General features: G+C 71.6%; 15 protein-coding genes. 8 read left to right on the top strand and 7 right to left on the bottom strand.

The window, feature by feature from the left end:
• Position 1 precedes the first annotated feature (1 nt).
• Complete coding sequence (locus tag ACFPGP_RS17450; RefSeq protein WP_378592075.1) at positions 2-745, top strand: ZIP family metal transporter; 744 nt, start codon at positions 2-4, stop codon at positions 743-745.
• 63 nt (positions 746-808) lie between these two features.
• Here ACFPGP_RS17450 and ACFPGP_RS17445 read toward each other — a convergent pair whose 3' ends face one another.
• The 4 genes from ACFPGP_RS17445 to ACFPGP_RS17430 all read right to left on the bottom strand — a co-directional run bounded on the left by ACFPGP_RS17445 (position 809) and on the right by ACFPGP_RS17430 (position 3,880).
• Positions 809-1,762, bottom strand: a complete 954-nt coding sequence (locus ACFPGP_RS17445) for an electron transfer flavoprotein subunit alpha/FixB family protein (protein ID WP_378592074.1) — start codon at positions 1,760-1,762, stop codon at positions 809-811.
• Between the two features lie 12 nt (positions 1,763-1,774).
• The gene (locus ACFPGP_RS17440) at positions 1,775-2,554 is read right to left on the bottom strand and encodes an electron transfer flavoprotein subunit beta/FixA family protein (RefSeq protein WP_378592073.1); all 780 of its coding nucleotides are present in this window, start codon (positions 2,552-2,554) and stop codon (positions 1,775-1,777) included.
• Positions 2,555-2,743: 189 nt separating this feature from the next.
• Entirely contained in the window at positions 2,744-3,058 is a 315-nt protein-coding gene (locus ACFPGP_RS17435; protein WP_378592072.1) for a hypothetical protein, read from the bottom strand.
• Between the two features lie 42 nt (positions 3,059-3,100).
• Positions 3,101-3,880 carry an enoyl-CoA hydratase/isomerase family protein gene (locus tag ACFPGP_RS17430; protein WP_378592071.1) on the bottom strand — a complete coding sequence of 260 codons (780 nt, stop codon included), beginning with the start codon at positions 3,878-3,880 and terminating at the stop codon, positions 3,101-3,103.
• Positions 3,881-3,971: 91 nt separating this feature from the next.
• Here ACFPGP_RS17430 and glgX point away from each other — a divergent pair, with 91 nt between their 5' ends.
• The gene (gene glgX, locus ACFPGP_RS17425) at positions 3,972-6,107 is read left to right on the top strand and encodes a glycogen debranching protein GlgX (protein ID WP_378592070.1); all 2,136 of its coding nucleotides are present in this window, start codon (positions 3,972-3,974) and stop codon (positions 6,105-6,107) included.
• Positions 6,108-6,227: 120 nt separating this feature from the next.
• Here the strand turns inward: glgX and glgP are convergent, their stop codons facing one another.
• Entirely contained in the window at positions 6,228-8,810 is a 2,583-nt protein-coding gene (gene glgP / locus ACFPGP_RS17420; protein ID WP_378592068.1) for an alpha-glucan family phosphorylase, read from the bottom strand.
• A gap of 152 nt (positions 8,811-8,962) precedes the next feature.
• Between glgP and ACFPGP_RS17415 the strand changes: the two genes are divergently transcribed.
• The 6 genes from ACFPGP_RS17415 to ACFPGP_RS17390 all read left to right on the top strand — a co-directional run bounded on the left by ACFPGP_RS17415 (position 8,963) and on the right by ACFPGP_RS17390 (position 17,955).
• Entirely contained in the window at positions 8,963-10,918 is a 1,956-nt protein-coding gene (locus ACFPGP_RS17415; RefSeq protein WP_378592067.1) for an alpha-1,4-glucan--maltose-1-phosphate maltosyltransferase, read from the top strand.
• Positions 10,915-12,636, top strand: a complete 1,722-nt coding sequence (gene treS / locus ACFPGP_RS17410; RefSeq protein ID WP_378592066.1) for a maltose alpha-D-glucosyltransferase — start codon at positions 10,915-10,917, stop codon at positions 12,634-12,636. Before ACFPGP_RS17415 ends, treS begins: the two co-directional genes overlap by 4 nt.
• Complete coding sequence (locus ACFPGP_RS17405) at positions 12,633-14,087, top strand: maltokinase N-terminal cap-like domain-containing protein (protein WP_378592065.1); 1,455 nt, start codon at positions 12,633-12,635, stop codon at positions 14,085-14,087. The genes treS and ACFPGP_RS17405 overlap by 4 nt, the downstream gene beginning before the upstream one ends.
• Positions 14,084-16,276 carry a 1,4-alpha-glucan branching protein GlgB gene (gene glgB / locus ACFPGP_RS17400; RefSeq protein ID WP_378592064.1) on the top strand — a complete coding sequence of 731 codons (2,193 nt, stop codon included), beginning with the start codon at positions 14,084-14,086 and terminating at the stop codon, positions 16,274-16,276. Before ACFPGP_RS17405 ends, glgB begins: the two co-directional genes overlap by 4 nt.
• A 184-nt stretch (positions 16,277-16,460) precedes the next feature.
• Entirely contained in the window at positions 16,461-17,150 is a 690-nt protein-coding gene (locus tag ACFPGP_RS17395; protein WP_378592062.1) for a hypothetical protein, read from the top strand.
• A 25-nt stretch (positions 17,151-17,175) separates the two neighbouring features.
• On the top strand, positions 17,176-17,955 hold the full coding sequence (locus ACFPGP_RS17390) for an NUDIX hydrolase (RefSeq protein ID WP_378592061.1): 780 nt from the start codon (positions 17,176-17,178) through the stop codon (positions 17,953-17,955).
• Positions 17,956-17,984: 29 nt separating this feature from the next.
• On the opposite strand, the gene ACFPGP_RS17385 is transcribed toward ACFPGP_RS17390, so the two are convergent.
• Positions 17,985-18,932 carry a co-chaperone YbbN gene (locus tag ACFPGP_RS17385; protein ID WP_378592060.1) on the bottom strand — a complete coding sequence of 316 codons (948 nt, stop codon included), beginning with the start codon at positions 18,930-18,932 and terminating at the stop codon, positions 17,985-17,987.
• A 61-nt stretch (positions 18,933-18,993) separates the two neighbouring features.
• Positions 18,994-20,742, bottom strand: coding sequence for an acyl-CoA mutase large subunit family protein (locus ACFPGP_RS17380; RefSeq protein ID WP_378592059.1), 1,749 nt, complete (start codon positions 20,740-20,742; stop codon positions 18,994-18,996).
• Positions 20,743-20,763: the final 21 nt, after the last annotated feature.

Here is a 20,763-nt window from a genome sequence, read left to right as displayed (position 1 = left end):
CGTGCCGGTCTGGGTCGAGGCGGGTTTGTGGGGGCTGCTGTCGGGCAGCGCCCTGCTCGTGGGTGCCGCCGTGGCGTGGCTGCTCCCCGTGCCGCGCCAGGTGGTCGCCGGGGTGATGGCCTTCGGCGCGGGCGTGCTGATCTCCGCGCTGGCCTTCGACCTCGTCGACGAGGCCGAGGTGAGCGGCGGGCTCGGTCCCACCGCGCTGGGCCTGTCGGTGGGCGCCGTCCTCTACGTCGGGGCTAACCTCGTCCTCGCCCGGCGCGGCGCCCGTCACCGCAAGCGCACCCGGCAGCCGACCGAGGCCCAGGCTCCCGGCAGCGGCGCGGCGATCGCGATCGGCGCCCTCCTCGACGGCGTGCCGGAATCGGTGGTGCTCGGGCTGACGCTGCTCGAGGGCGGGGCGGTCAGCGCTGCCGTGCTCGCCGCGATCGTGATCTCCAACGTGCCCGAGGGGCTCTCCAGCGCCGCGGGGTGGAAGCGCAGCGGTCGCTCCGCGTCGTACGTCTTCGGCGTCTGGGGTGCGATCGCGGTGGCCAGCGGTCTCTCCGGCGCCCTCGGCTGCCTCCTGCTCGCGGGCGCCGCGGCCGGCACCCTCGCCGTGATCACCGCCCTCGCCGCCGGCGCGATCCTGGCGATGGTGGCCGACACGATGATCCCCGAGGCCTTCGACGAGGCCCACCTGTTCACCGGCCTGCTCTGCACCGCCGGCTTCATCCTCGCCTTCACGATCAGCCGCTGGTGACCGGCAAAATGACGCTGACCCGCCGTTAGTTAACGGCGGGTCAGCGTGGGGTGGCTGTGGAGATCAGCCCTTGCGCTGGGTGACCTGCTCGGTGGCGGCCGGGAGGACGGTGTGGAGGTCGCCCACGACGCCGAAGTCGACCAGCTCGAAGATCGGCGCCTCCTCGTCCTTGTTGATCGCCACGATGGTCTTGGAGGTCTGCATGCCGGCCCGGTGCTGGATGGCACCGGAGATGCCGCTTGCGACGTAGAGCTGCGGGCTGACGGTCTTGCCGGTCTGGCCGATCTGGTAGCTGTGGGGCACCCAGCCGGAGTCGACCGCGGCGCGCGAGGCGCCCACGGCAGCGCCGAGCGAGTCCGCGAAGGCCTCGACCTCGCTGAAGTCACCGCCGGTGCCACGGCCGCCGGAGACCACGATCGCGGCCTCGGTCAGCTCGGGGCGCCCGGTGGCCTGACGCGGCTGGGAGGCCACGATCTGCGCCTTCTTCGCCGAGTCGGACACCGTGGCGGCGAACTCCTCGACCGCGCCGGCACCGGCCGCCTCCTCCGGGGTGGCGGAGTTGGGCTTCACGGTGATGATCGGCGTGCCGGTGGTGACCCTGGCGGCCACCGTGTAGTTGCCGGCGAACACCGACTGGGTGGTGATGCCGCCCTCGGCGACGTCGACCGCGTCGGTGATCAGGCCGGAGCCGATCTTGATCGCCAGTCGACCGGCGATCTCCTTGCCCTCGGCGGTCGAGGGGATCAGCACCGCGGCCGGGCTCGCCTTCTCGACCAGCTGCTGAAGGGCCTCGGCCTTGGGGGCCACCAGGTAGTTCTTGATCTCGGCGTCGTCGACGGCGTACACCTTCTCCGCGCCGTAGGCCTTCACCTTCTCTGCCACACCGGCTGCCGAGCCCGCGGGGCCGATGAAGACGGCCGAGGGCTCGCCGAGGCGGCGGGCGATGGTGAGGAGCTCGTAGGTCGGCTTCTTGACCTCGCCGTCGACGTGGTCGACCAGCACCAGGACTTCAGACATCTTCTGCGCTCCTCAGATGAACTTCTTGGAGGCGAGGAACTCGGCCAGCGCCTTGGCGCCCGAGCCGTCCTCGTCGGTCACGATCTCGCCGGCCGTGCGCGGCGGACGAGCGGTGGTCTCCTCGACCTGCGTCCACGCGGCAGCCAGGCCCACGTCGCCGGCGTCCACGCCGAGGTCCGCGAGCGAGTAGGTCTCCAGCGGCTTCTTCTTCGCCGCCATGATCCCCTTGAACGACGGGTAGCGGGCCTCGCCGGACTGGTCGGTCACCGACAGCACCAGCGGCATGGTCGCGCCGATCACCTCGGTCGCCGAGTCACCGTCGCGCTTGATCCGCACCTGGTCACCCTGGGTCTCGATCACCGAGGCCAGCGTCACCTGCGGCAGGTCGAGCCGCTCGGCCAGCATCGCCGGCACCACGCTCATCGCCGCGTCGGTCGAGGCCATCCCGCACATCACCAGGTCCACCGGAGAACCAGCAGCCCCGATCTTCTCCACGGCCCTGGCGAGCACCAGCGAGGTGCCCACGGCGTCGGAGCCGGCGATCGCGTCGTCCACCACGTGCACGCCCTGGTCGGCGCCCATCTGGAGGGCCTTGCGGACCGCGTCGACACCCTTCTCCGGGCCCACGCACAGCGCGGTCACGGTGACGTCGTCGGGGGTCTCGGACTTCTCCTTGAGCTGGAGCGCCTGCTCCACGGCGTACTCGTCGAGCTCGGAGAGCAGGCCGTCGACGCCGTCACGATCGACCGTGTGGTCGGACTCGAAGTGCCGGTCCGCGGTGGCGTCCGGCACGTGCTTGACACAGACAACAATGTTCATGGTGGTGTGGCCGCGCGGCCCCTCCTGTGAAGTCGGTCGGTGCTGGCGAGGTTACTAGTGGGAAACCACCGGTGGAACACGTCGCCCGGTGGGGTCGCTCACAGGGAGTCGTCGGTCACACGCCTCAGGTGGCTTGCCTGCCGTACCGGCGGCGGGCGCGGGTCAGGGGCGGATCAGGCGCTCGGCGATCCGGCCCACCACGAGCCAGGCCACGGCCGCGATCCCCCAGTTGAAGAGGGCGTTCTTGGTCTCGGCGTCGGAGCCGGTGAACTCCTTGATGCCGCCCCTGCGACCGAAGATCCCGAGGTCGAAGAAGTCCGCGCCGTCGAGGACGAAGCGCACGAGCGCGTTGTCGCTGTTGAAGTCCAGCGCCACGCAGAGCGCGCCGGCGGCGAGGAACACCGCCGCGACCACGCAGACCAGCCAGACCACCTGCGCCACCCGCGTGCGCACCGCGGCGACCTTCTGCGACCCCATGACAGCGACCCTCTCAGAATCGTGCGCCGGACGAGGGACGACTCAACGACCCTGGAACCGGGCCTTGCCCGGCCCGTGCTCGACGAAGGATTGCATACCGGTGGCACGGTCCTCGGTGGCGAACAGCGCGGCGAACTGCTGCCGCTCGATCTCGAGGCCGGTCTCGAGGTCGACCTCGATCCCGCGGTCGATGCTCTCCTTCGCCGCCCGGAGCGCGTACGACGCACCGCCGACGAAGGTGCGCGCCCAGGCCACCGCCTCGTCGTAGACCTGGTCGGCCGGGACGACGCGGTCGACGAGGCCGATCGCGAGCGCCTCGTCGGCCTTGACGAAGCGGCCGGTGAAGATCAGGTCCTTGGCCTTGCTCGGCCCGACCAGGCGGGTCAGGCGCTGGGTGCCGCCGGCGCCCGGCATGATCCCGAGCAGGATCTCGGGCTGGCCGAGGACGGCGTCGTCGGCCGCGAACCGCACGTCGGCGCACAGGGCGAGCTCGCAGCCGCCACCGAGCGCGTAGCCGGTGATCGCGGCGACGACGGGCTTGGGGATCCGGGCCACGGTGGAGAAGGACGACTGGAGCGCGCCGGAGCGCTTGACCATGTCGGTGTAGGACATGTCGTTCATCTCCTTGACGTCCGCGCCGGCGGCGAAGACCCGCTCGCCGCCGTAGACGACCACGGCCCTGACGTCGTCGCGCTCGGCGGCCTCGGTGGCGGCCGCGCGGATCTCCTCCTGCACCTGCACGTTGAGGGCGTTCATCTTGGGCCGGTCGAGCCGGATCGTGCCCACGCCCTCGCTGACCTCCAGGCGGCAGAACTCGGGCATGCGGACACTCCTCACGGACGGGGGCGGGAACGCCCCGACTGTAGTGGGGACCTTGCCCCGGGACGGCGTGGTGTCTGCCACGATGGCCCCGATGAGTCCCTCCACCTGGCGCTGGCAGGCCCGCGGCGAGACGGCACCCGTGTGGCCCGGCGCCCACCAGCATCTCGGCGCGACGTGGACGCCGACCGCGACCAACTTCGCGGTCTGGGCGCCCGAGGCGACCGCCCTGTGGGTCTGCCTCTTCGACGACCACGGGAACGAGACGCGCCACCAGCTGACCGAGCACACCCTCGGCGTGTGGAACGGACGGATCCCGGACGTGCCGGTCGGCCAGCGGTACGGCTTCCGCGCCGACGGTCCGTGGGACCCGGGGCACGGGCTCCGGTTCAACCCCCACCAGCTGCTCCTCGACCCCTACGCCCGCGCCATCGACGGCGAGCCGCGCCCGGGGCCCGAGCTGCTCCCCCACGACGGCAGCGGCGGGCGCAACCGGCTCGACTCGGCGTCGGCCATGCCCCGCTGCGTCGTGGTGCACGACGAGTTCGACTGGGGCGACGACCAGCCGCTGCGGACCCGGTGGCGCGACACGGTCTTCTACGAGCTGCACGTCAAGGGCTTCACCGCGCTGCACCAGGAGATCCCCGAGCACCAGCGCGGGACGTTCGCCGGGCTGGGCAGCCACACGGTCACCAGCTACCTGCGCGACCTCGGCGTCAGCGCCGTCGAGCTGCTCCCGGTGCAGCAGTTCTTCACCGAGCCGGCCGTCGCGGCGCGCGGGATGGTCAACTACTGGGGCTACAACCCGATCGGCTTCTTCGCACCGCACGCGGCCTACAGCTCCTCGGGGACGCACGGGCAGCAGGTCACCGAGTTCAAGCAGATGGTGAAGAACTTCCACGAGGCCGGCATCGAGGTGATGCTCGACGTCGTCTACAACCACACGGCCGAGGGGCCGCCCGACGGCCCGTCGTACTCCTTCCGCGGGCTGGACGACGTCGGTTTCTACAAGCGCTCCGGCACGCTCGGCGACGCCTACTGGGACGTCACCGGCTGCGGCAACACCGTCGACTCGAGCAACCCCGCGGCGCTGCGGCTGATCCTCGACTCGCTGCGCTACTGGGTCACCGAGATGCACGTCGACGGGTTCCGCTTCGACCTCGCCTCGGCGCTGGCGCGCACCGGGCACGAGATCGACATGCGCAGCGCGTTCCTCACCACGATCGACCAGGACCCGGTGCTGCGCTACGTGAAGCTGATCGCCGAGCCGTGGGACGTCTCGATGGACGGCTACCGGGTCGGCTCGTTCCCGCCGCCCTGGGTGGAGTGGAACGACCGCTACCGCGACACCATCCGCGACCTGTGGCGCCCGCACGCCGGCGACCTGCGCGAGGTGGCCTCGCGGCTGGCCGGCTCCTCGGACCTCTACGCCGACGACGGCCGCTCGCCGTACGCCTCGGTGAACTTCCTGACCGCGCACGACGGCTTCACGCTGCGCGACCTGGTCTCCTACGACCGCAAGCACAACGAGGCGAACGGCGAGCAGGGCCGCGACGGCACCAACGACCACCGGTCGTGGAACTGCGGGGTCGAGGGCGAGACCGACGACCCGGAGATCCGGGCGCTGCGGCGCCGGCAGGCGGCGAACCTGATGGTGACGCTGTGCCTCTCCGCGGGTGTCCCGATGATCACCGCCGGCGACGAGCGGGGCCGGACGCAGCGGGGCAACAACAACGCCTACGTGCAGGACAACGAGATCTCGTGGGTCGACTGGCGCCCGGACGACGCGTGGCTCGACCTCTACGACGTCACCAAGACCGCGCTGCGGCTGCGGCGTGAGCACGAGACCCTGCGGCAGCGGCACCACTTCGACGGGACGCCGTCGATCCCGGGCGGGCCCAAGGACCTCACGTGGCTGCACCCGAGCGGGCGCGAGCTGCGGCAGGCCGACTGGTACGACGACGACCTGCAGGTGCTCGGGATGTTCGTCTCCGGCGACCCGCTCCGCTCCCCCGGCCCCCACGGCCAGCAGGAGCACGACTCGTCGTTCCTGCTGTGGTTCAACGCCGACCCCGACCCGGTCGACGTCGTGATGCCCGACAACGACTGGGTGACCGCCGGGAGCATCGTGCTCAGCACCGACCCGGCCCTGGTCGTCGGCACTCCCGTGCGGGCCGGCGACGTGCTCACGCTCGACGGGCGGAGCGTGCTGGTGCTGCGGCAGGACTAGGCCGAGTCACACCCGTCCCACTGGTCCCACCGACGTACCGAATTGTCCGCTGTCGGATGGTTGTTTCCGGGCGAGGGTGACCAATTCGCGGGTCAACCCGCGAATTGCACCCCCCGCCGCTCACACCGGCAGCGCGACGACCCCGAGCTCCGCGGGCGAGGCCAGCAGGTCGTTCTTCGGGACGGCCCGCACGGTGTAGCCGAACGCGCCGGAGCGGACGAGGCGGACGGTGCCGTCGTAGCGGTGGCGGCCGGCTTCGTAGGACTCCGCGCGCTCGAGCGTGACGATCTCGGAGGCGACGAGCTCGTCGTTGTCGTCGATCACGCCGTGCAGCAGCTGCACCTCGACGTCGTCGGGCGTGAGGTCGCCCAGCGAGACGAAGGCCCGCACGGTGAGGGTCGCGCCGACCTCGGGCGAGTCGCCGACACCGCTGCTCTCGACGTGCTCGACCCGCACGTGCGGCCAGGCGCCCTTGACCTTCTTCTTCCAGGCCGACAGCTCGGCGGCACCGTGGAAGTCGGAGTTGAGGCGGCGGCCGGTGACTGCGGCCGGGGTGTAGAGCTGGCGCACGTAGTCGGAGACCATGCGCGTGGCCATCACCTTCGGGCCGAGCGACTTGAGCGTGTGCCGCACCATCTCGATCCAGCGCGTGGGCACGCCGTCGCCGTCGACGTCGTAGAAGCGCGGCGCGACCTCGTGCTCGATCAGGTCGTAGAGCGACGCGGCCTCGAGGTCGTCACGACGGTCGGGGTCGTCGACGCCGTCGGCGGACGGGATCGCCCAGCCGTTGTTGCCGTCGAACCACTCGTCCCACCAGCCGTCGAGGATCGAGAGGTTGAGACCGCCGTTGAGCGCGGCCTTCATGCCCGATGTCCCGCACGCCTCGTAGGGCCGCAGGGGGTTGTTGAGCCACACGTCGCAGCCGGGGTAGAGCGGCTGCGCCATGGCGATGTCGTAGTTGGGCAGGAAGACGATCCGGTGCCGGACCTCCGGGTCGTCGGCGAAGCGCACGAGCTCCTGGATCAGCTTCTTGCCGCCGTCGTCGGCGGGGTGCGACTTGCCGGCGATGACCAGCTGCACCGGACGCTCGGGGTGCAGCAGCAGGCGCTTGAGCCGCTCCTGGTCCGACAGCATCAGCGTCAGCCGCTTGTACGACGGCACCCGGCGCGCGAAGCCGATCGTCAGCACGTCGGGGTCGAGCGCCTGGTCGATCCACCCGAGCTCGGCACGCGCGGCGCCACGCTCGGTCCAGGAGGCCTCGAGCCGGCGGCGGGCGTCCTGCACCAGCTTGAGCCGCAGGGCGCGCTTGGTCGCCCAGATGTCGCGCCCGGGAACCTTGTCGACGCCGTCCCACGAGGCGATCGCGTCGTCGGCAGCACCGGTGATCCCCTGCGCGGCGGCCAGGTCGAAGACCTCGCGGCCGACCCACGTGGGGGCGTGCACGCCGTTGGTGATCGAGGTGATCGGCACCTCGGCCTCGTCGAAGGCCGGCCACAGGCCGTTGAACATGCCGCGGCTGACGTGGCCGTGCAGCTGGGAGACGCCGTTGGCGCGCTGCGAGAGCCGGAAGCCCATCACCGCCATGTTGAAGACCTGCGGGTCGCCGCCGGAGTAGTCCTCGGAGCCGAGCGCGAGGATCCGCTCGACGGGCACGCCGGGCGTCGCGCTGGTGCCGCCGAAGTACTGCTCGACGAGGTCGCGCGGGAAGCGGTCGATGCCGGCGGGCACCGGCGTGTGGGTGGTGAAGACCGTCGACGCGCGGCTGACCTCGAGCGCGGTGTCGAAGTCGAGGGCCGGGCCGGCCGCGTCGACCGTGAACTCCCGGATCCGCTCGAGGCCGAGGAAGCCGGCGTGGCCCTCGTTGGTGTGGTAGACCTCCGGCTCCGGCGCGCCGGTGATCCGCGACCAGGCGCGCAGCGCGCGGACGCCGCCGACGCCGAGCAGCAGCTCCTGGCGCAGCCGGTGCTCGCTGTTGCCGCCGTAGAGCCGGTCGGTGACGGCCTTGAAGTGATCGGGGTTGTCCTCGACGTCCGAGTCGAGCAGCAGCAGCGGCACGCGGCCGACGTGCGCCACCCAGATCCGGGCGGTGAGCTCCTGGTCGTCGGGCAGCGTGATCCGCACCGTGGCCCGGCTGCCGTCGGGTTCGCGCAGCAGCGTCAGGGGCAGCTCGTCGGGGTCGCTGACCGGGTAGGTCTCCTGCTGCCACCCCTCGCGCGAGAGGGCCTGGCGGAAGTAGCCGTGGCGGTAGAGCAGGCCGACGCCGACCAGCGGGACGCCGAGGTCGCTGGCCGCCTTGAGGTGGTCACCGGCGAGGATGCCGAGGCCGCCGGAGTACTGCGGCAGCACCGCGGTGATGCCGTACTCGGGCGAGAAGTACGCGATCGCGCGGGGCGCGTCGTCCCCGGCCCGCCGGTGGTACCAGCGGTCGGCTGTGAGGTAGCGCTCGAGGTCCTCGCGGGCCGCCGACAGCATGTCGAGGAAGGCGCCGTCCTGGCTGAGCTCCTCGAGCCGCTCGGGGTGCACGGCGCCGAGCATCCGCACCGGGTCGTGCCCGACGGCGTCCCAGACCTCGGGATCGACGGCGCGCAGCACGTCCTGGGTCGGGTGGTGCCAGGACCACCTCAGGTTCCCGACGAGGTCGCCGAGCGCGGAGAGCGGCTCGGGGAGGACGGGGCGGACGGTGAACCGACGGATGGCACGCACCGGTCGACGGTAGCGCCCTTCTCTGGATCGTTCCAACCGGCGGTGCGAAATCGTGACCGAACGCCGCTCCGGACGCCTCGGCCGCCTGGCCCCGGCTTGCGTGGCCCCCGGTAGTTCGCAAGGGTTGCCGCATGGTCGGACGCATTCCTGTCATGGACGTGACCCCCCTGGTCGACCTCGGTCGCCAGCCGGCCAAGGCCACCCGCGGGGAGACCTTCCCCGTCGGCGCGACCGTGTTCCGCGAGGGGCACGACTCCCTCGGCGCCGAGGTGGTGATGACCGGGCCGGACGGCGTGGCCCGCCCGCCCGTGCGGATGACGCGCGACGGCGACGTGCCCGACCGCTGGGTCGCCCCGGTGACCCCCGACGCCGAGGGCCCGTGGAGGTTCGAGGTGCACGCCTGGTCCGACCCGCTCGGCACCTGGCAGCACGCCGCCGGGCTCAAGATCCCCGCCGGCGTCGACGTGGAGCTGATGTTCACCGAGGGCCGGCTCCTCTTCGAGCGCGTGCTGGCGGACCTGCCCGCCGACGCGCCCGCCACCGACAGAGAGGTGCTCGAGGGCGCCGTCGAGGTCTGCCGCGACGTCGAGCGACCGGTCGAGGCGCGCCTCGCCGCGCTGCAGGACCCCGAGCTCGACGACGTCCTCCTGCGCCACCCGCTCCGCGAGCACCTGACCGTCGAGGGCCCGTTCCCGGCGTACGCCGATCGCCCGCGCGCGCTCTTCGGCAGCTGGTACGAGTTCTTCCCCCGCTCGGAGGGCGCCACCCGCGACGAGGAGACCGGGAAGGTCACCTCCGGCGACCTGCGCACCGCCGCCAAGCGGCTCGACGCCGTGGCCGCCATGGGCTTCGACGTGATCTACCTCCCGCCGGTCCACCCCATCGGCGAGGTCAACCGCAAGGGCCCCAACAACACGCTGACCCCGGGCCCCGACGACCCCGGCTCCCCCTGGGCGATCGGCAGCAAGGACGGCGGCCACGACGCGATCCACCCCGACCTCGGCACGTTCGAGGACTTCGACGCGTTCGTGGCCCGCGCCCGAGACCTCGGTCTCGAGGTCGCGCTCGACCTGGCGCTGCAGTGCGCGCCCGACCACCCGTGGGTGACCTCGCACCCCGAGTGGTTCACCACCCGCGCCGACGGCACCATCGCCTACGCGGAGAACCCGCCGAAGAAGTACCAGGACATCTACCCGCTCAACTTCGACAACGACCCGGTCGGCATCTGCCGCGAGATGCTGCGCGTCGTCAAGCTGTGGATGTCGCACGGCGTGCGGATCTTCCGCGTCGACAACCCCCACACCAAGCCGGTGGCCTTCTGGGAGTGGCTGCTGCGCGAGGTGCGGCGCACCGACCCCGACGTGCTGTTCCTCGCCGAGGCGTTCACGCGTCCGGCGATGATGCGCGGGCTCGGGGCGGTCGGCTTCCACCAGTCCTACACCTACTTCACCTGGCGCACGGCCAAGTGGGAGATCGAGGACTACCTGCGCGAGCTGGCCCACGAGACGTCGCCGATGATGCGCCCCAACTTCTTCGTGAACACCCCCGACATCCTCCACGCCTACCTCCAGTACGGCGGGCCGGCGGCGTTCAAGGTCCGCGCGGCGCTGGCCTCGACCGGGTCGCCGAGCTGGGGCGTGTACGCCGGGTACGAGCTCTTCGAGCACGTCGCGGTGCGGCCCGGCAGCGAGGAGTACCTCGACTCGGAGAAGTACCAGGTGCGGGTGCGCGACTGGGACGCCGCGGAGGCCGAGGGCCGCACCCTCGCGCCGTACCTCACCCGGCTCAACGAGATCCGCCGCGAGCACCCCGCGCTGCAGCAGCTGCGCGACCTGGCGATCCACAGCAGCGACGACGAGAACGTCCTCGTCTTCTCCAAGCACGCCGGCGACGACGTGGTGATCAGCGTGATCAACCTCGACCCGCACGCGGCGCGCGAGACGACGGTGCACCTCGACCTGCCGGCGCTGGGCCTCGACTGGGGCGACTCGTTCGTCGTCCACGACGAGATCACCGGCCAGGACTGGACCTGGAGCCAGCACAACTACGTGCGGCTCGACCCCGCCCGCGAACCGGCTCACGTGCTGAGCGTCAGGAGGACCCGTTGAGCGACTCGCCGAGCCACGCCAGCGTCGACGTCATCGGCGACACCCCCGACTGGTTCAAGACGGCGGTCTTCTACGAGGTCCTGGTCCGGTCCTTCCGCGACTCCAACGCCGACGGCACCGGAGACTTCCGCGGGCTGGTCGAGAAGCTCGACTACCTCGCCTGGCTGGGCGTCGACTGCCTGTGGGTCCCGCCGTTCTTCACCTCGCCCCTGCGCGACGGCGGGTACGACGTCGCCGACTTCACCGACATCCTCCCGGAGTGCGGTACGGTCGAGGACTTCCACCTCTTCCTCGACGAGGCTCACAAGCGCGGCATCCGCGTGATCATCGACTTCGTCATGAACCACACCAGCGACCAGCACCCGTGGTTCCAGGCGAGCCGAAGCGACCCGGACGGACCGTACGGCGACTTCTACGTCTGGTCCGACAGCGACGAGCTCTACGAGGAGGCGCGGATCATCTTCGTCGACACCGAGCCGTCGAACTGGACGTGGGACCCGGTCCGCCAGCAGTACTTCTGGCACCGCTTCTTCAGCCACCAGCCGGACCTCAACTTCGACAACCCCCGGGTCCACGACGCGATCCTCGAGGCCCTCGACTTCTGGCTCGACATGGGCCTCGACGGCTTCCGCCTCGACGCCGTCCCGTACCTCTACGAGCGGCCGGGGACCAACGGCGAGAACCTCCCGGAGACCCACGAGTTCCTCAAGAAGGTGCGCCGCCACGTCGACGAGCGCTACCCGGGCCGGGTCCTGCTCGCCGAGGCCAACCAGTGGCCCGCCGACGTCGTCGACTACTTCGGCGACTTCGAGAGCGGTGGCGACGAGTGCCACATGTGCTTCCACTTCCCGGTCATGCCGCGCATCTTCATGGCCGTGCGCCGCGAGTCGCGCTTCCCGATCTCGGAGATCCTCGAGCAGACACCGGCGATCCCGGACAACTGCCAGTGGGGCATCTTCCTGCGCAACCACGACGAGCTGACCCTCGAGATGGTCACCGACGAGGACCGCGACTACATGTGGGACGAGTACGCCAAGGACCCCCGCATGAAGGCCAACATCGGGATCCGCCGCCGCTTGGCGCCGCTGCTCGACCACGACACCAACCGGATGGAGCTGTTCACCGCGCTGCTGCTCTCGCTGCCCGGATCACCGGTGCTCTACTACGGCGACGAGATCGGGATGGGCGACAACATCTGGCTCGGCGACCGCGACGGCGTCCGCACCCCGATGCAGTGGACCTCCGACCGCAATGCCGGCTTCTCCTCCGCGACCCCGGGACGGCTGCACCTGCCGCTGATCCAGGACCCCGTCACCGGCTACCAGAGCGTGAACGTCGAGGCGCAGCTGGAGAACTCCTCCTCGCTGCTGCACTGGACGCGCCGCATGATCCACGCCCGCAAGGGCCACCCTGCGTTCGGCCTCGGCAGCTTCACCGACCTCGGCGGCTCCAACCCGAGCATCCTGTCCTACGCCCGCGAGCACACCCGCGAGGACGGCAGCCACGACATCATCCTGTGCATCAACAACCTGTCGCGGTTCCCGCAGCCCGTCGAGCTCGACCTGCGCCCCTGGGAGGGGATGGTGCCTGTGGAGCTGCTCGGCGGCGTCCCGTTCCCGGCGATCGGCGAGCTGCCGTATCTCCTCACTCTCGGTGGGTACGGCTTCTACTGGTTCCGACTCACGCACCAGGCAACCGGGGAGGGGACGACACCGTGACCGACCTGACCGACGACCCGCAGACCACGCTGCTCCCGTACGTCCAGAACGCGCGGTGGTTCGGCGGCAAGGGGCGACCCTGCCGGATCGCGTCGGTCCGCCGGCTCGGCGTGCTCACGTACACCCCCACCGGCACGCTGCCGGAGGACGGCCCCGGCGTCGCCATCGACCTGGTCGAGGTGGCCTACGACGACGGTGACGACGTCGACTACTACCAGCTCCCGCTGGCCTTCTACGGCGAGCCGCAGGAGCACCTCAGCCACGCGCTGCTCGGCGCCTGGGACGACGAGAGCTTCGGCAAGGCACTCGTGTACGACGCCGTGCACGACCGCGCCGCGATGGCGTGCTGGCTCGACCGGTTCGCCACCACGGCCCCCGACGCGGACGCCACCGACGACGAGCCGCTGCGGTTCCACCGTCTCCCGGGGCACGACCTCGACACCGAGGTCCACTCGACGCTCTTCTCGGGCGAGCAGTCCAACAGCTCGGTGGCCTTCGGCGAGGACTCGCTGATGAAGGTCTTCCGCCGGGTGACCCCGGGCCGCAACCCCGACATCACCGTGCACGAGGTGCTGACCCGCGCCGGCTCCGAGCACGTCGCCGCCCTCTACGGCTGGCTCGAGTGCGACGCCGTGACCGGTGAGGGCGCCGACCGCGACGACGTGCTGCACCTCGCGATGCTCCAGCAGTTCCTGCGCACGGCCACCGACGGCTGGGACCTCGCGCTCAACAGCGTCCGCAACCTCTTCGCGGAGGCCGACCTCCACGCCGACGAGGTCGGGGGCGACTTCGCCTCCGAGTCCTCGCGCCTGGGCACGGCGCTGGCCGAGGTGCACGCCACGCTCCGGGAGAGCTTCCCGACCGAGGACTGGCGCGGTGAGCGGGTGAGTGCGCTGGCCGACGCCATGCACCGCCGGCTCGACGACGCGCTGACCGCGGTGCCCGACCTCGCGCCGTTCGAGGGTCCGCTGCGCAGCACCTTCGACGCCGTGCGGACGGTCAGCTACGCCAGCGTGCAGCAGGTGCACGGCGACCTCCACCTCGGCCAGACCCTGCGCACGGTCAAGGGCTGGAAGATCGTCGACTTCGAGGGCGAGCCGGCCCGGCGGCTCGCCGACCGCACCGAGCCCGACTCCCGGTGGCGCGACGTCGCCGGCATGCTCCGGTCCTTCGACTACGCCCCGCGCGTGGTCGCGACGACGCTCGACGACGACGGTGACGGCGAGGACGTCGCCGCGCAGCGTGAGTTCCGCGCCACCGAGTGGTCGTCGCGCAACCGGTCGGCGTTCCTCGACGCCTACGCACCCGACGGCCTCGACCACGAGGAGGGCGCGCTGCTCGCGGCGTACCTCGCCGACAAGGCCGTCTACGAGGCCGTCTACGAGGCCCGCAACCGTCCCTCGTGGCTGCACATCCCCCTGACCGCGATCGAGAGGATCGGCACCGCATGAGCTCCGCCATCGCCCCCGTCGACAGGGGCGAGCTCGACCTCGTCGTGCGCGGCGAGCACGGGCACCCCCACGCCGTGCTCGGCCCGCACCCCCACGACGGCGGCGTCACCTTCCGCGTCCTCAAGCCGCTCGCCGACTCGGTGGCCGTGGTCTGGGACGACCACGAGGTCGAGCTGGCCCACGAGCACGAGGGGATCTGGGTCGGCGCCGAGGACCTCACCGACGTGCCGGGCTACCGGCTCCGCGTGACCTACGACGGCGCGGCCCACGAGGTCGAGGACCCCTACCGCTTCCTGCCGACGCTCGGCGACATGGACCTGCACCTCATCAACGAGGGCCGTCACGAGCGGCTCTGGGACGTGCTCGGCGCCCGGGTGCACCACTACCGCGGGCCGCTGGGCGACACGGTCGACGGCACCTCGTTCGCCGTGTGGGCTCCCTCCGCGCGGGGCGTGCGCGTGAAGGGCGACTTCAACAGCTGGGACGGCCGGGAGCACCCGATGCGCCAGCTCGGGCGCTCGGGCGTCTGGGAGCTGTTCGTGCCCGGCGCCGGGAGCGGCACGGCGTACAAGTTCGCGATCCTCGGCGCCGACGGCCAGTGGCGCGAGAAGGCCGACCCGATGGCGTACTTCGCGGAGGTGCCACCGCAGACCGCCTCGAAGGTCTTCGAGTCCTCCTACACCTGGGGCGACGAGGCCTGGATGACCGAGCGGCCGCAGCGGCGGCCGGTCTCCGAGGCGATGTCGGTCTACGAGCTGCACCTCGCGTCGTGGAAGCGCCACCCCGGCGGCGACCTGTGGACCTGGGAGCAGCTCGCGGACGAGCTGCCCCGCTACGTCGCCGACCTCGGCTTCACCCACGTCGAGCTGATGCCGGTGATGCAGCACCCGTTCGGCGGCTCGTGGGGCTACCACGTGACGTCGTACTTCGCGCCCGACGCCCGCTTCGGCGACCCCGACGGCTTCCGGCTCCTCGTCGACCGGCTCCACCAGGCCGGGATCGGCGTGATCCTCGACTGGGTGCCCGGTCACTTCGCGACCGACGAGTGGGCGCTGGCGCGCTTCGACGGCACCCCGTTGTACGAGGACCCCAACCCCCAGCGCGGCTGGCACAAGGAGTGGGGCTCCCACATCTTCAACTTCGGCCGGCACGAGGTGCGCAACTTCCTCTACGCCAATGCGCTGTTCTGGCTCGAGGAGTTCCACGCGGACGGGCTGCGCGTCGACGGCGTCGCCTCGATGCTCTACCTCGACTACGCACGTCCCGAGGGCGAGTGGACGCCCAACAAGTTCGGCGGACGCGAGAACCTCGAGGCGGTGCAGTTCCTCCAGGAGATGAACGCGACCGTCTACAAGCGGGTGCCCGGTATCACCACGATCGCCGAGGAGTCCACCTCGTGGCCCGGCGTCACCGGGCCGACGAGCGGTGGCGGGCTCGGCTTCGGCTTCAAGTGGAACATGGGCTGGATGCACGACACGCTCGGCTACCTCAAGCGCGATCCCGTGCACCGGGCCTACCACCACCACGAGCTGACCTTCGCGCTCACCTACGCCTGGTCGGAGAACTACGTGCTGCCGATCAGCCACGACGAGGTCGTGCACGGCAAGGGCTCGCTGCTGCGCAAGATGCCAGGTGACCGGTGGCAGCAGCTGGCGAACCTGCGCGCGTTCCTCGCCTTCATGTGGGCGCACCCGGGCAAGCAGCTGCTCTTCATGGGCGCCGAGATCGGCCAGGAGTCGGAGTGGGCGGAGTCGCGGGAGCTCGACTGGTGGCTGCTCGACCACCCCGAGCACCGGGGCGTGCAGTCGCTCGTGCGCGACCTCAACCGCGTCTACCGCGACTCCCCCGCGCTCTGGACGCATGACCACGAGCCGGCGGGCTTCTCGTGGATCGATGCCAACGACGCCGGCCGCAACGTCTTCTCGTTCGTGCGCCGCGGTGGTGCCGACGACCCCGAGCTGGTGTGCGTCGCCAACTTCTCGGCGACCCCGCACGACGTCCGGCTCGGCCTGCCGCGCGCGGGCACCTGGACCGAGGTGCTCAACACCGACGCCGAGGCCTACACCGGGAGCGGCGTCGGCAACCTCGGCGCCGTGAAGGCCGCGGACGACCCGGCCCAGGGGCAGCCGGCCTCGGCCCGGATCGCGCTGCCGCCGCTCGGGACGCTCTGGCTGCGCCACCAGCCCTGACCCGGGATCTGGAACACCCCGCACCGCTTCCGCCGACGCTCACCACGGCGTGGTGAGACGGCCTGTTCCAGAACCTCTGCGGGCGCGCCCCGGGAACCGGAACACCGCGTTCCTCCTCGCTGGCAGAGCGCAGGCCTGTGGAGACACACGTTCCTCGCGACGGCTGACGCGGTAGGACTCTGGGGTGCCCCGACTCATCGACTACGCGTCCCGCTTCGACTTCTTCCGGCGCGCCGCCTTCGTCCTGGTGCGCGACGTCGGCCCGCAGGCACTCAGCCGGCGAGCGGTCGCCGCGGCACTCGGCATCTCGGTCAACAGCGTCCGCCGGCTCTTGGCCGAGGATGCTGACCTGCGCGGACTGGCCCTCGACGAGGTGGAGCGCCGCCGCTCGAGGTCCCTGTGGCACCGCCCCCGCGGCCTGGCCGGAGCCGACCTGGCGCTGGACCTGCTGCGCCAGCTCCTGCCGGACGAGGAGGCCAGGGTTCCCGAGGAGCTCGTGTGGCTCCGCCTCGCCCTCGATGCGCGCCGCCTGGTCGTGGGCGAGCAGGACACGGCCGCCGCCCTCCGCGCCGAGCACGCGATCGCCGACCGCGGCTTCGTGCCCGAGGACCTCGACCCGACGACGCCGGCGCCCGGTGCGGGTGACGATCCCCTCGCCGGCCGCCTGACCGACCACCACACGCACCGTGCCCTCGTGGTCGACCGGGCGCTGGCACTGGTTGGGGTCGAGGAGGTGCAGGAACGACGCCGGACGCTGGCGCTGCTGGACGGCCTCACACTCCACGCCTGCCTGGGCAGGCTGACGCCGGAGGAGGCCGTGTCGGCACTCGAGCACCACGTCGCATCGCTGGCGACCTCGGCCACCGCGGCCTGACCGCGTGCTCGCTAGGGTGACTGGTGTGACCGAGCAGCCCACCACCGTGACCACGGTGGCGGAGGGCGTGGCCCGGGTCAGCTGGGCCGACGAGGTGCAGCACCAGGGCCTGCCCGCCGCCGTGGACGTCGTACGACGCGTGGTCGAGGAGGCCCTCGACGCCCACGTGCGCGTGGAGACGCTGGTGGCGCCCGACGACGAGACCGCCCAGCGGGTCGCGACCTGGTCGGGCATGCGCCGCGAGGGCGTGATGCGCGGGGTGACGGTGTCGGGCGAGGCGGTCGACCGGATCGTCTACGCGCGCCTGGTCACCGACGAGCCCGTGCACGAGCCGCAGGGCTTCCGGGCGCTGCTCAACTCCTTCCTCCCCCGCAAGCGCGCGATCAGCCAGATGCTGGTGCGCGACGACGACGAGCGGGTGCTGCTCTGCCAGCTCACCTACAAGAACGACTGGGACCTCCCCGGCGGCGTGGTGGAGGTCGGCGAGTCACCGCAGCTGGCCGTGACCCGCGAGGTGCGCGAGGAGCTCGGCCTCTCCCTCGAGGCCGGACCGCTGCTCCTCACCGACTGGCTCCCGCCATGGAGCGGCTGGGACGACGCGCTGTGCCTGGTCTTCGACGGCGGCGTCCACCCCGAGGCCGTGCTCGACGAGCTCGTGCGCCAGGAGCGCGAGATCCGGCACGCCGCCTTCTGCACCCTGACGGAGGTCGAGGAGCGCTGCGCCGACTTCACCGCCCGCCGGATCGTCTCCGCGCTCGCCAACGTCGGCGGCGCCGGCCCGGCGTACACCGAGTCCGGCCGCTGACCCCGCCGTCAACCAACGGCGGGTCAGCGTCAGAAGAGGGCGGACGCGAGCTTCTGGCGGCCCCGGAGGACGCGCGGGTCGTCGTTGCCGACGGCGCCGAAGAGGCCGAGCAGGTGCTCGCGGGCGCGGTCCCGGTCGTCGCCGGCAGAGCGGCGCACGAGCTCGACCAGCCGGTCGAAGGCGTCGTCGACGTGGCCGCCGAGGAGGTCGAGGTCGGCGACGAGGATCTGCGCGTCCACGTCGTCGGGCGCCGCGGCGGCCGCCGCGCGGGCGGCGTTCAGGTCGGCGTCCTGGGTGCGCTCGATCAGGCGCGCGCGGGCCAGGCCGGCCGCGGCCTCGACGTCGGCAGGGTTGGCGTCGACCAGCTTCTGGTACTCCGCGATCGCGCGCGGCAGGTCGCCGGCCGCGAGCGCGTCCTCCGCGGGTGCGTAGCGCGGGTCGACGACCTCCTCGACGCCGTCACTCTCGACCACCTGCCCGTGCCGCGGCTGGTGCCGGCCGGTCACGCCCTGCACGGTGAGCTGCTGCATCACCTGGGTCAGCGCCGTGCGCAGCTCCTCCAGCGGGACGACGTCCTGCAGCAGGGGCATCGGACGGCCGTCGAGCACCGCGACCACGAGCGGGATCGAGGGGATCTGCATCGCCTGCGCCACCTCGGGTGCCGCGTCGATGTCGACCAGCCCGGCCAGGAACCGGCCCTCGAACTCCGTCGACAGCGTGACGACGTCGTCGGCGAGCTGGCCGCTCTCCGGCATCCGCGTCCGCGAGAAGAAGACCAGCAGCACCGGCGCCGTGACCGAGGCCTCCACGGTCGCCTGCAGGTTGGTCTGGTCGACGTCGACGGCGTACGCCGAGGACCCGGCCGGCGCACCTCCCGCGGACGCGGGCGCGGGGGCGCCGCCGGTGGTGGCGGGAGCGGTGCGCTTGAGCCCCGACAGGTCGACGGCTCCGGGGCGGCTGAACGGCTGCTGGGTCATGGCGCCCATCCTAGGAACCCCCGCGCGAGCGGCTCCTGCCGCCTCCCGTGGCGGGTGGAGCTCAGAAGCGCGCGGGCTCCCGGTACTCGCCCCACTCGGCGCGCAGGGCGTCGCAGATCTCGCCCAGGGTGGCCTCGGCACGGCACGCGTCGAGCATCGCCTCGATCATGTTCTCCTCGGTGCGCGAGACCTCGACCATCCGGGCGACCGCGGCGCGGGCGGCGTCCTCGTCGCGCGCCTGGCGCCGGGCGGCCAGCGCCCGCACCTGCTCGACCTCGACCTCGTGGCTGACCCGCAGGATCTCGAGGTCGTGGGTCACGGAGTCCTCGTGGCAGTTGACGCCGACGATCTTCTTCGCGCCCTTCTCCAGCGCGGTCTGGTACTGGAACGCGGCCTCGGCGATCTCGGACATGAACCAGCCCTCCTCGATGCCGCGCAGGAGGCCCTGGGTGACCGGCCAGTCGCCGCCGTCACGCCGGCCCGTGGAGCGGCGCATGGTCGCGGCCAGCTCCTCGGTGTCGGCGTGGGTCAGCGTCGAGCCGCCCATGGCCAGGATCCGGTCGAAGATCGCGTTGGCCTCGGCCTCGATCCGGTCGGTGAGGGCCTCGACGTACCACGAGCCGCCGAGCGGGTCGGCGACGTTGACGACGCCGGTCTCCTCCATGATCACCTGCTGCGTGCGCAGCGCGATCTCCGCGGCCTGCTCCGAGGGCAGCGCCAGGGTCTCGTCGAGGGCGTTGGTGTGCAGCGAGTTGGTGCCGCCGAGCACGGCCGACAGCGCCTCGACGCCGGTGCGGACGACGTTGTTGTAGGGCTGCTGCGCGGTGAGCGAGACACCGGCGGTCTGGGTGTGGAACCGCAGCCACTGCGCCTTCTCGCTCGTGGCGCCGTAGACGTCGCGCATCCAGCGCGCCCAGATCCGGCGGGCGGCCCGGAACTTCGCGATCTCCTCGAAGAAGTCGATGTGGGCGTCGAAGAAGAACGACAGGCCGGGGGCGAACACGTCGACGTCGAGGCCGCGGGAGAGGCCGAGCTCGACGTACCCGAAGCCGTCGGCGAGCGTGAAGGCGAGCTCCTGCGCGGCCGTGGAGCCGGCCTCGCGGATGTGGTAGCCGGAGACCGAGAGCGGCTTGTACGCCGGGATGTGCTCGGCGCAGTGCTCGATCAGGTCACCGATCAGGCGCAGGTGGGGCTCGGGGGTGAAGAGCCACTCCTTCTGCGCGATGTACTCCTTGAAGATGTCGGTCTGCAGCGTGCCGTTGATCGTGGAGGTGTCGACGCCGGCCCGCTCGGCCGCCACCAGCATCATGCAGAAGACCGGCACCGCCGGGCCGCTGATCGTCATCGAGGTGGTGACCTCACCGAGGTCGATGCCCGCGAAGAGCGTCTCCATGTCGGCGACGCTGTCGACCGCGACGCCGCAGTGACCGACCTCGCCGAGCGCCTTCGGGTCGTCGGAGTCGCGACCCATCAGGGTCGGCATGTCGAAGGCCACCGAGAGCCCGCCGCCGCCGCGCCCGAGGATCATGTGGTAGCGCTCGTTGGTCTGCTGGGCGTTGCCGAAGCCGGCGAACTGCCGGATCGTCCAGGTCCGGCCGCGGTAGCCCGTGGGGTAGAGACCGCGGGTGAACGGGAAGTCGCCCGGCCACTCGGAGTCGTCGGTGCCGTACGCCGGGTCGACCTCGACGCCGCTGAGCGTCGTGAAGTCGGCCTCGCGCACCCGCGACTGCTCGTAGCGGGCCTGCCAGCGCTGGCGGGCGGTCTGCCCGTCGGTGGAGTCCTGGGCGTCGGTCGGGCTTGTCGGGACCATACCGAGATAGTAGGACGTCCA

Source organism: Nocardioides taihuensis, assembly GCF_042657275.1.
GTDB classification, from domain to species: domain Bacteria; phylum Actinomycetota; class Actinomycetes; order Propionibacteriales; family Nocardioidaceae; genus Nocardioides; species Nocardioides taihuensis.
The sequence above is the reverse complement of the archived record's forward strand: the minus strand, read 5'-3'. Positions and strand labels throughout refer to the sequence as shown.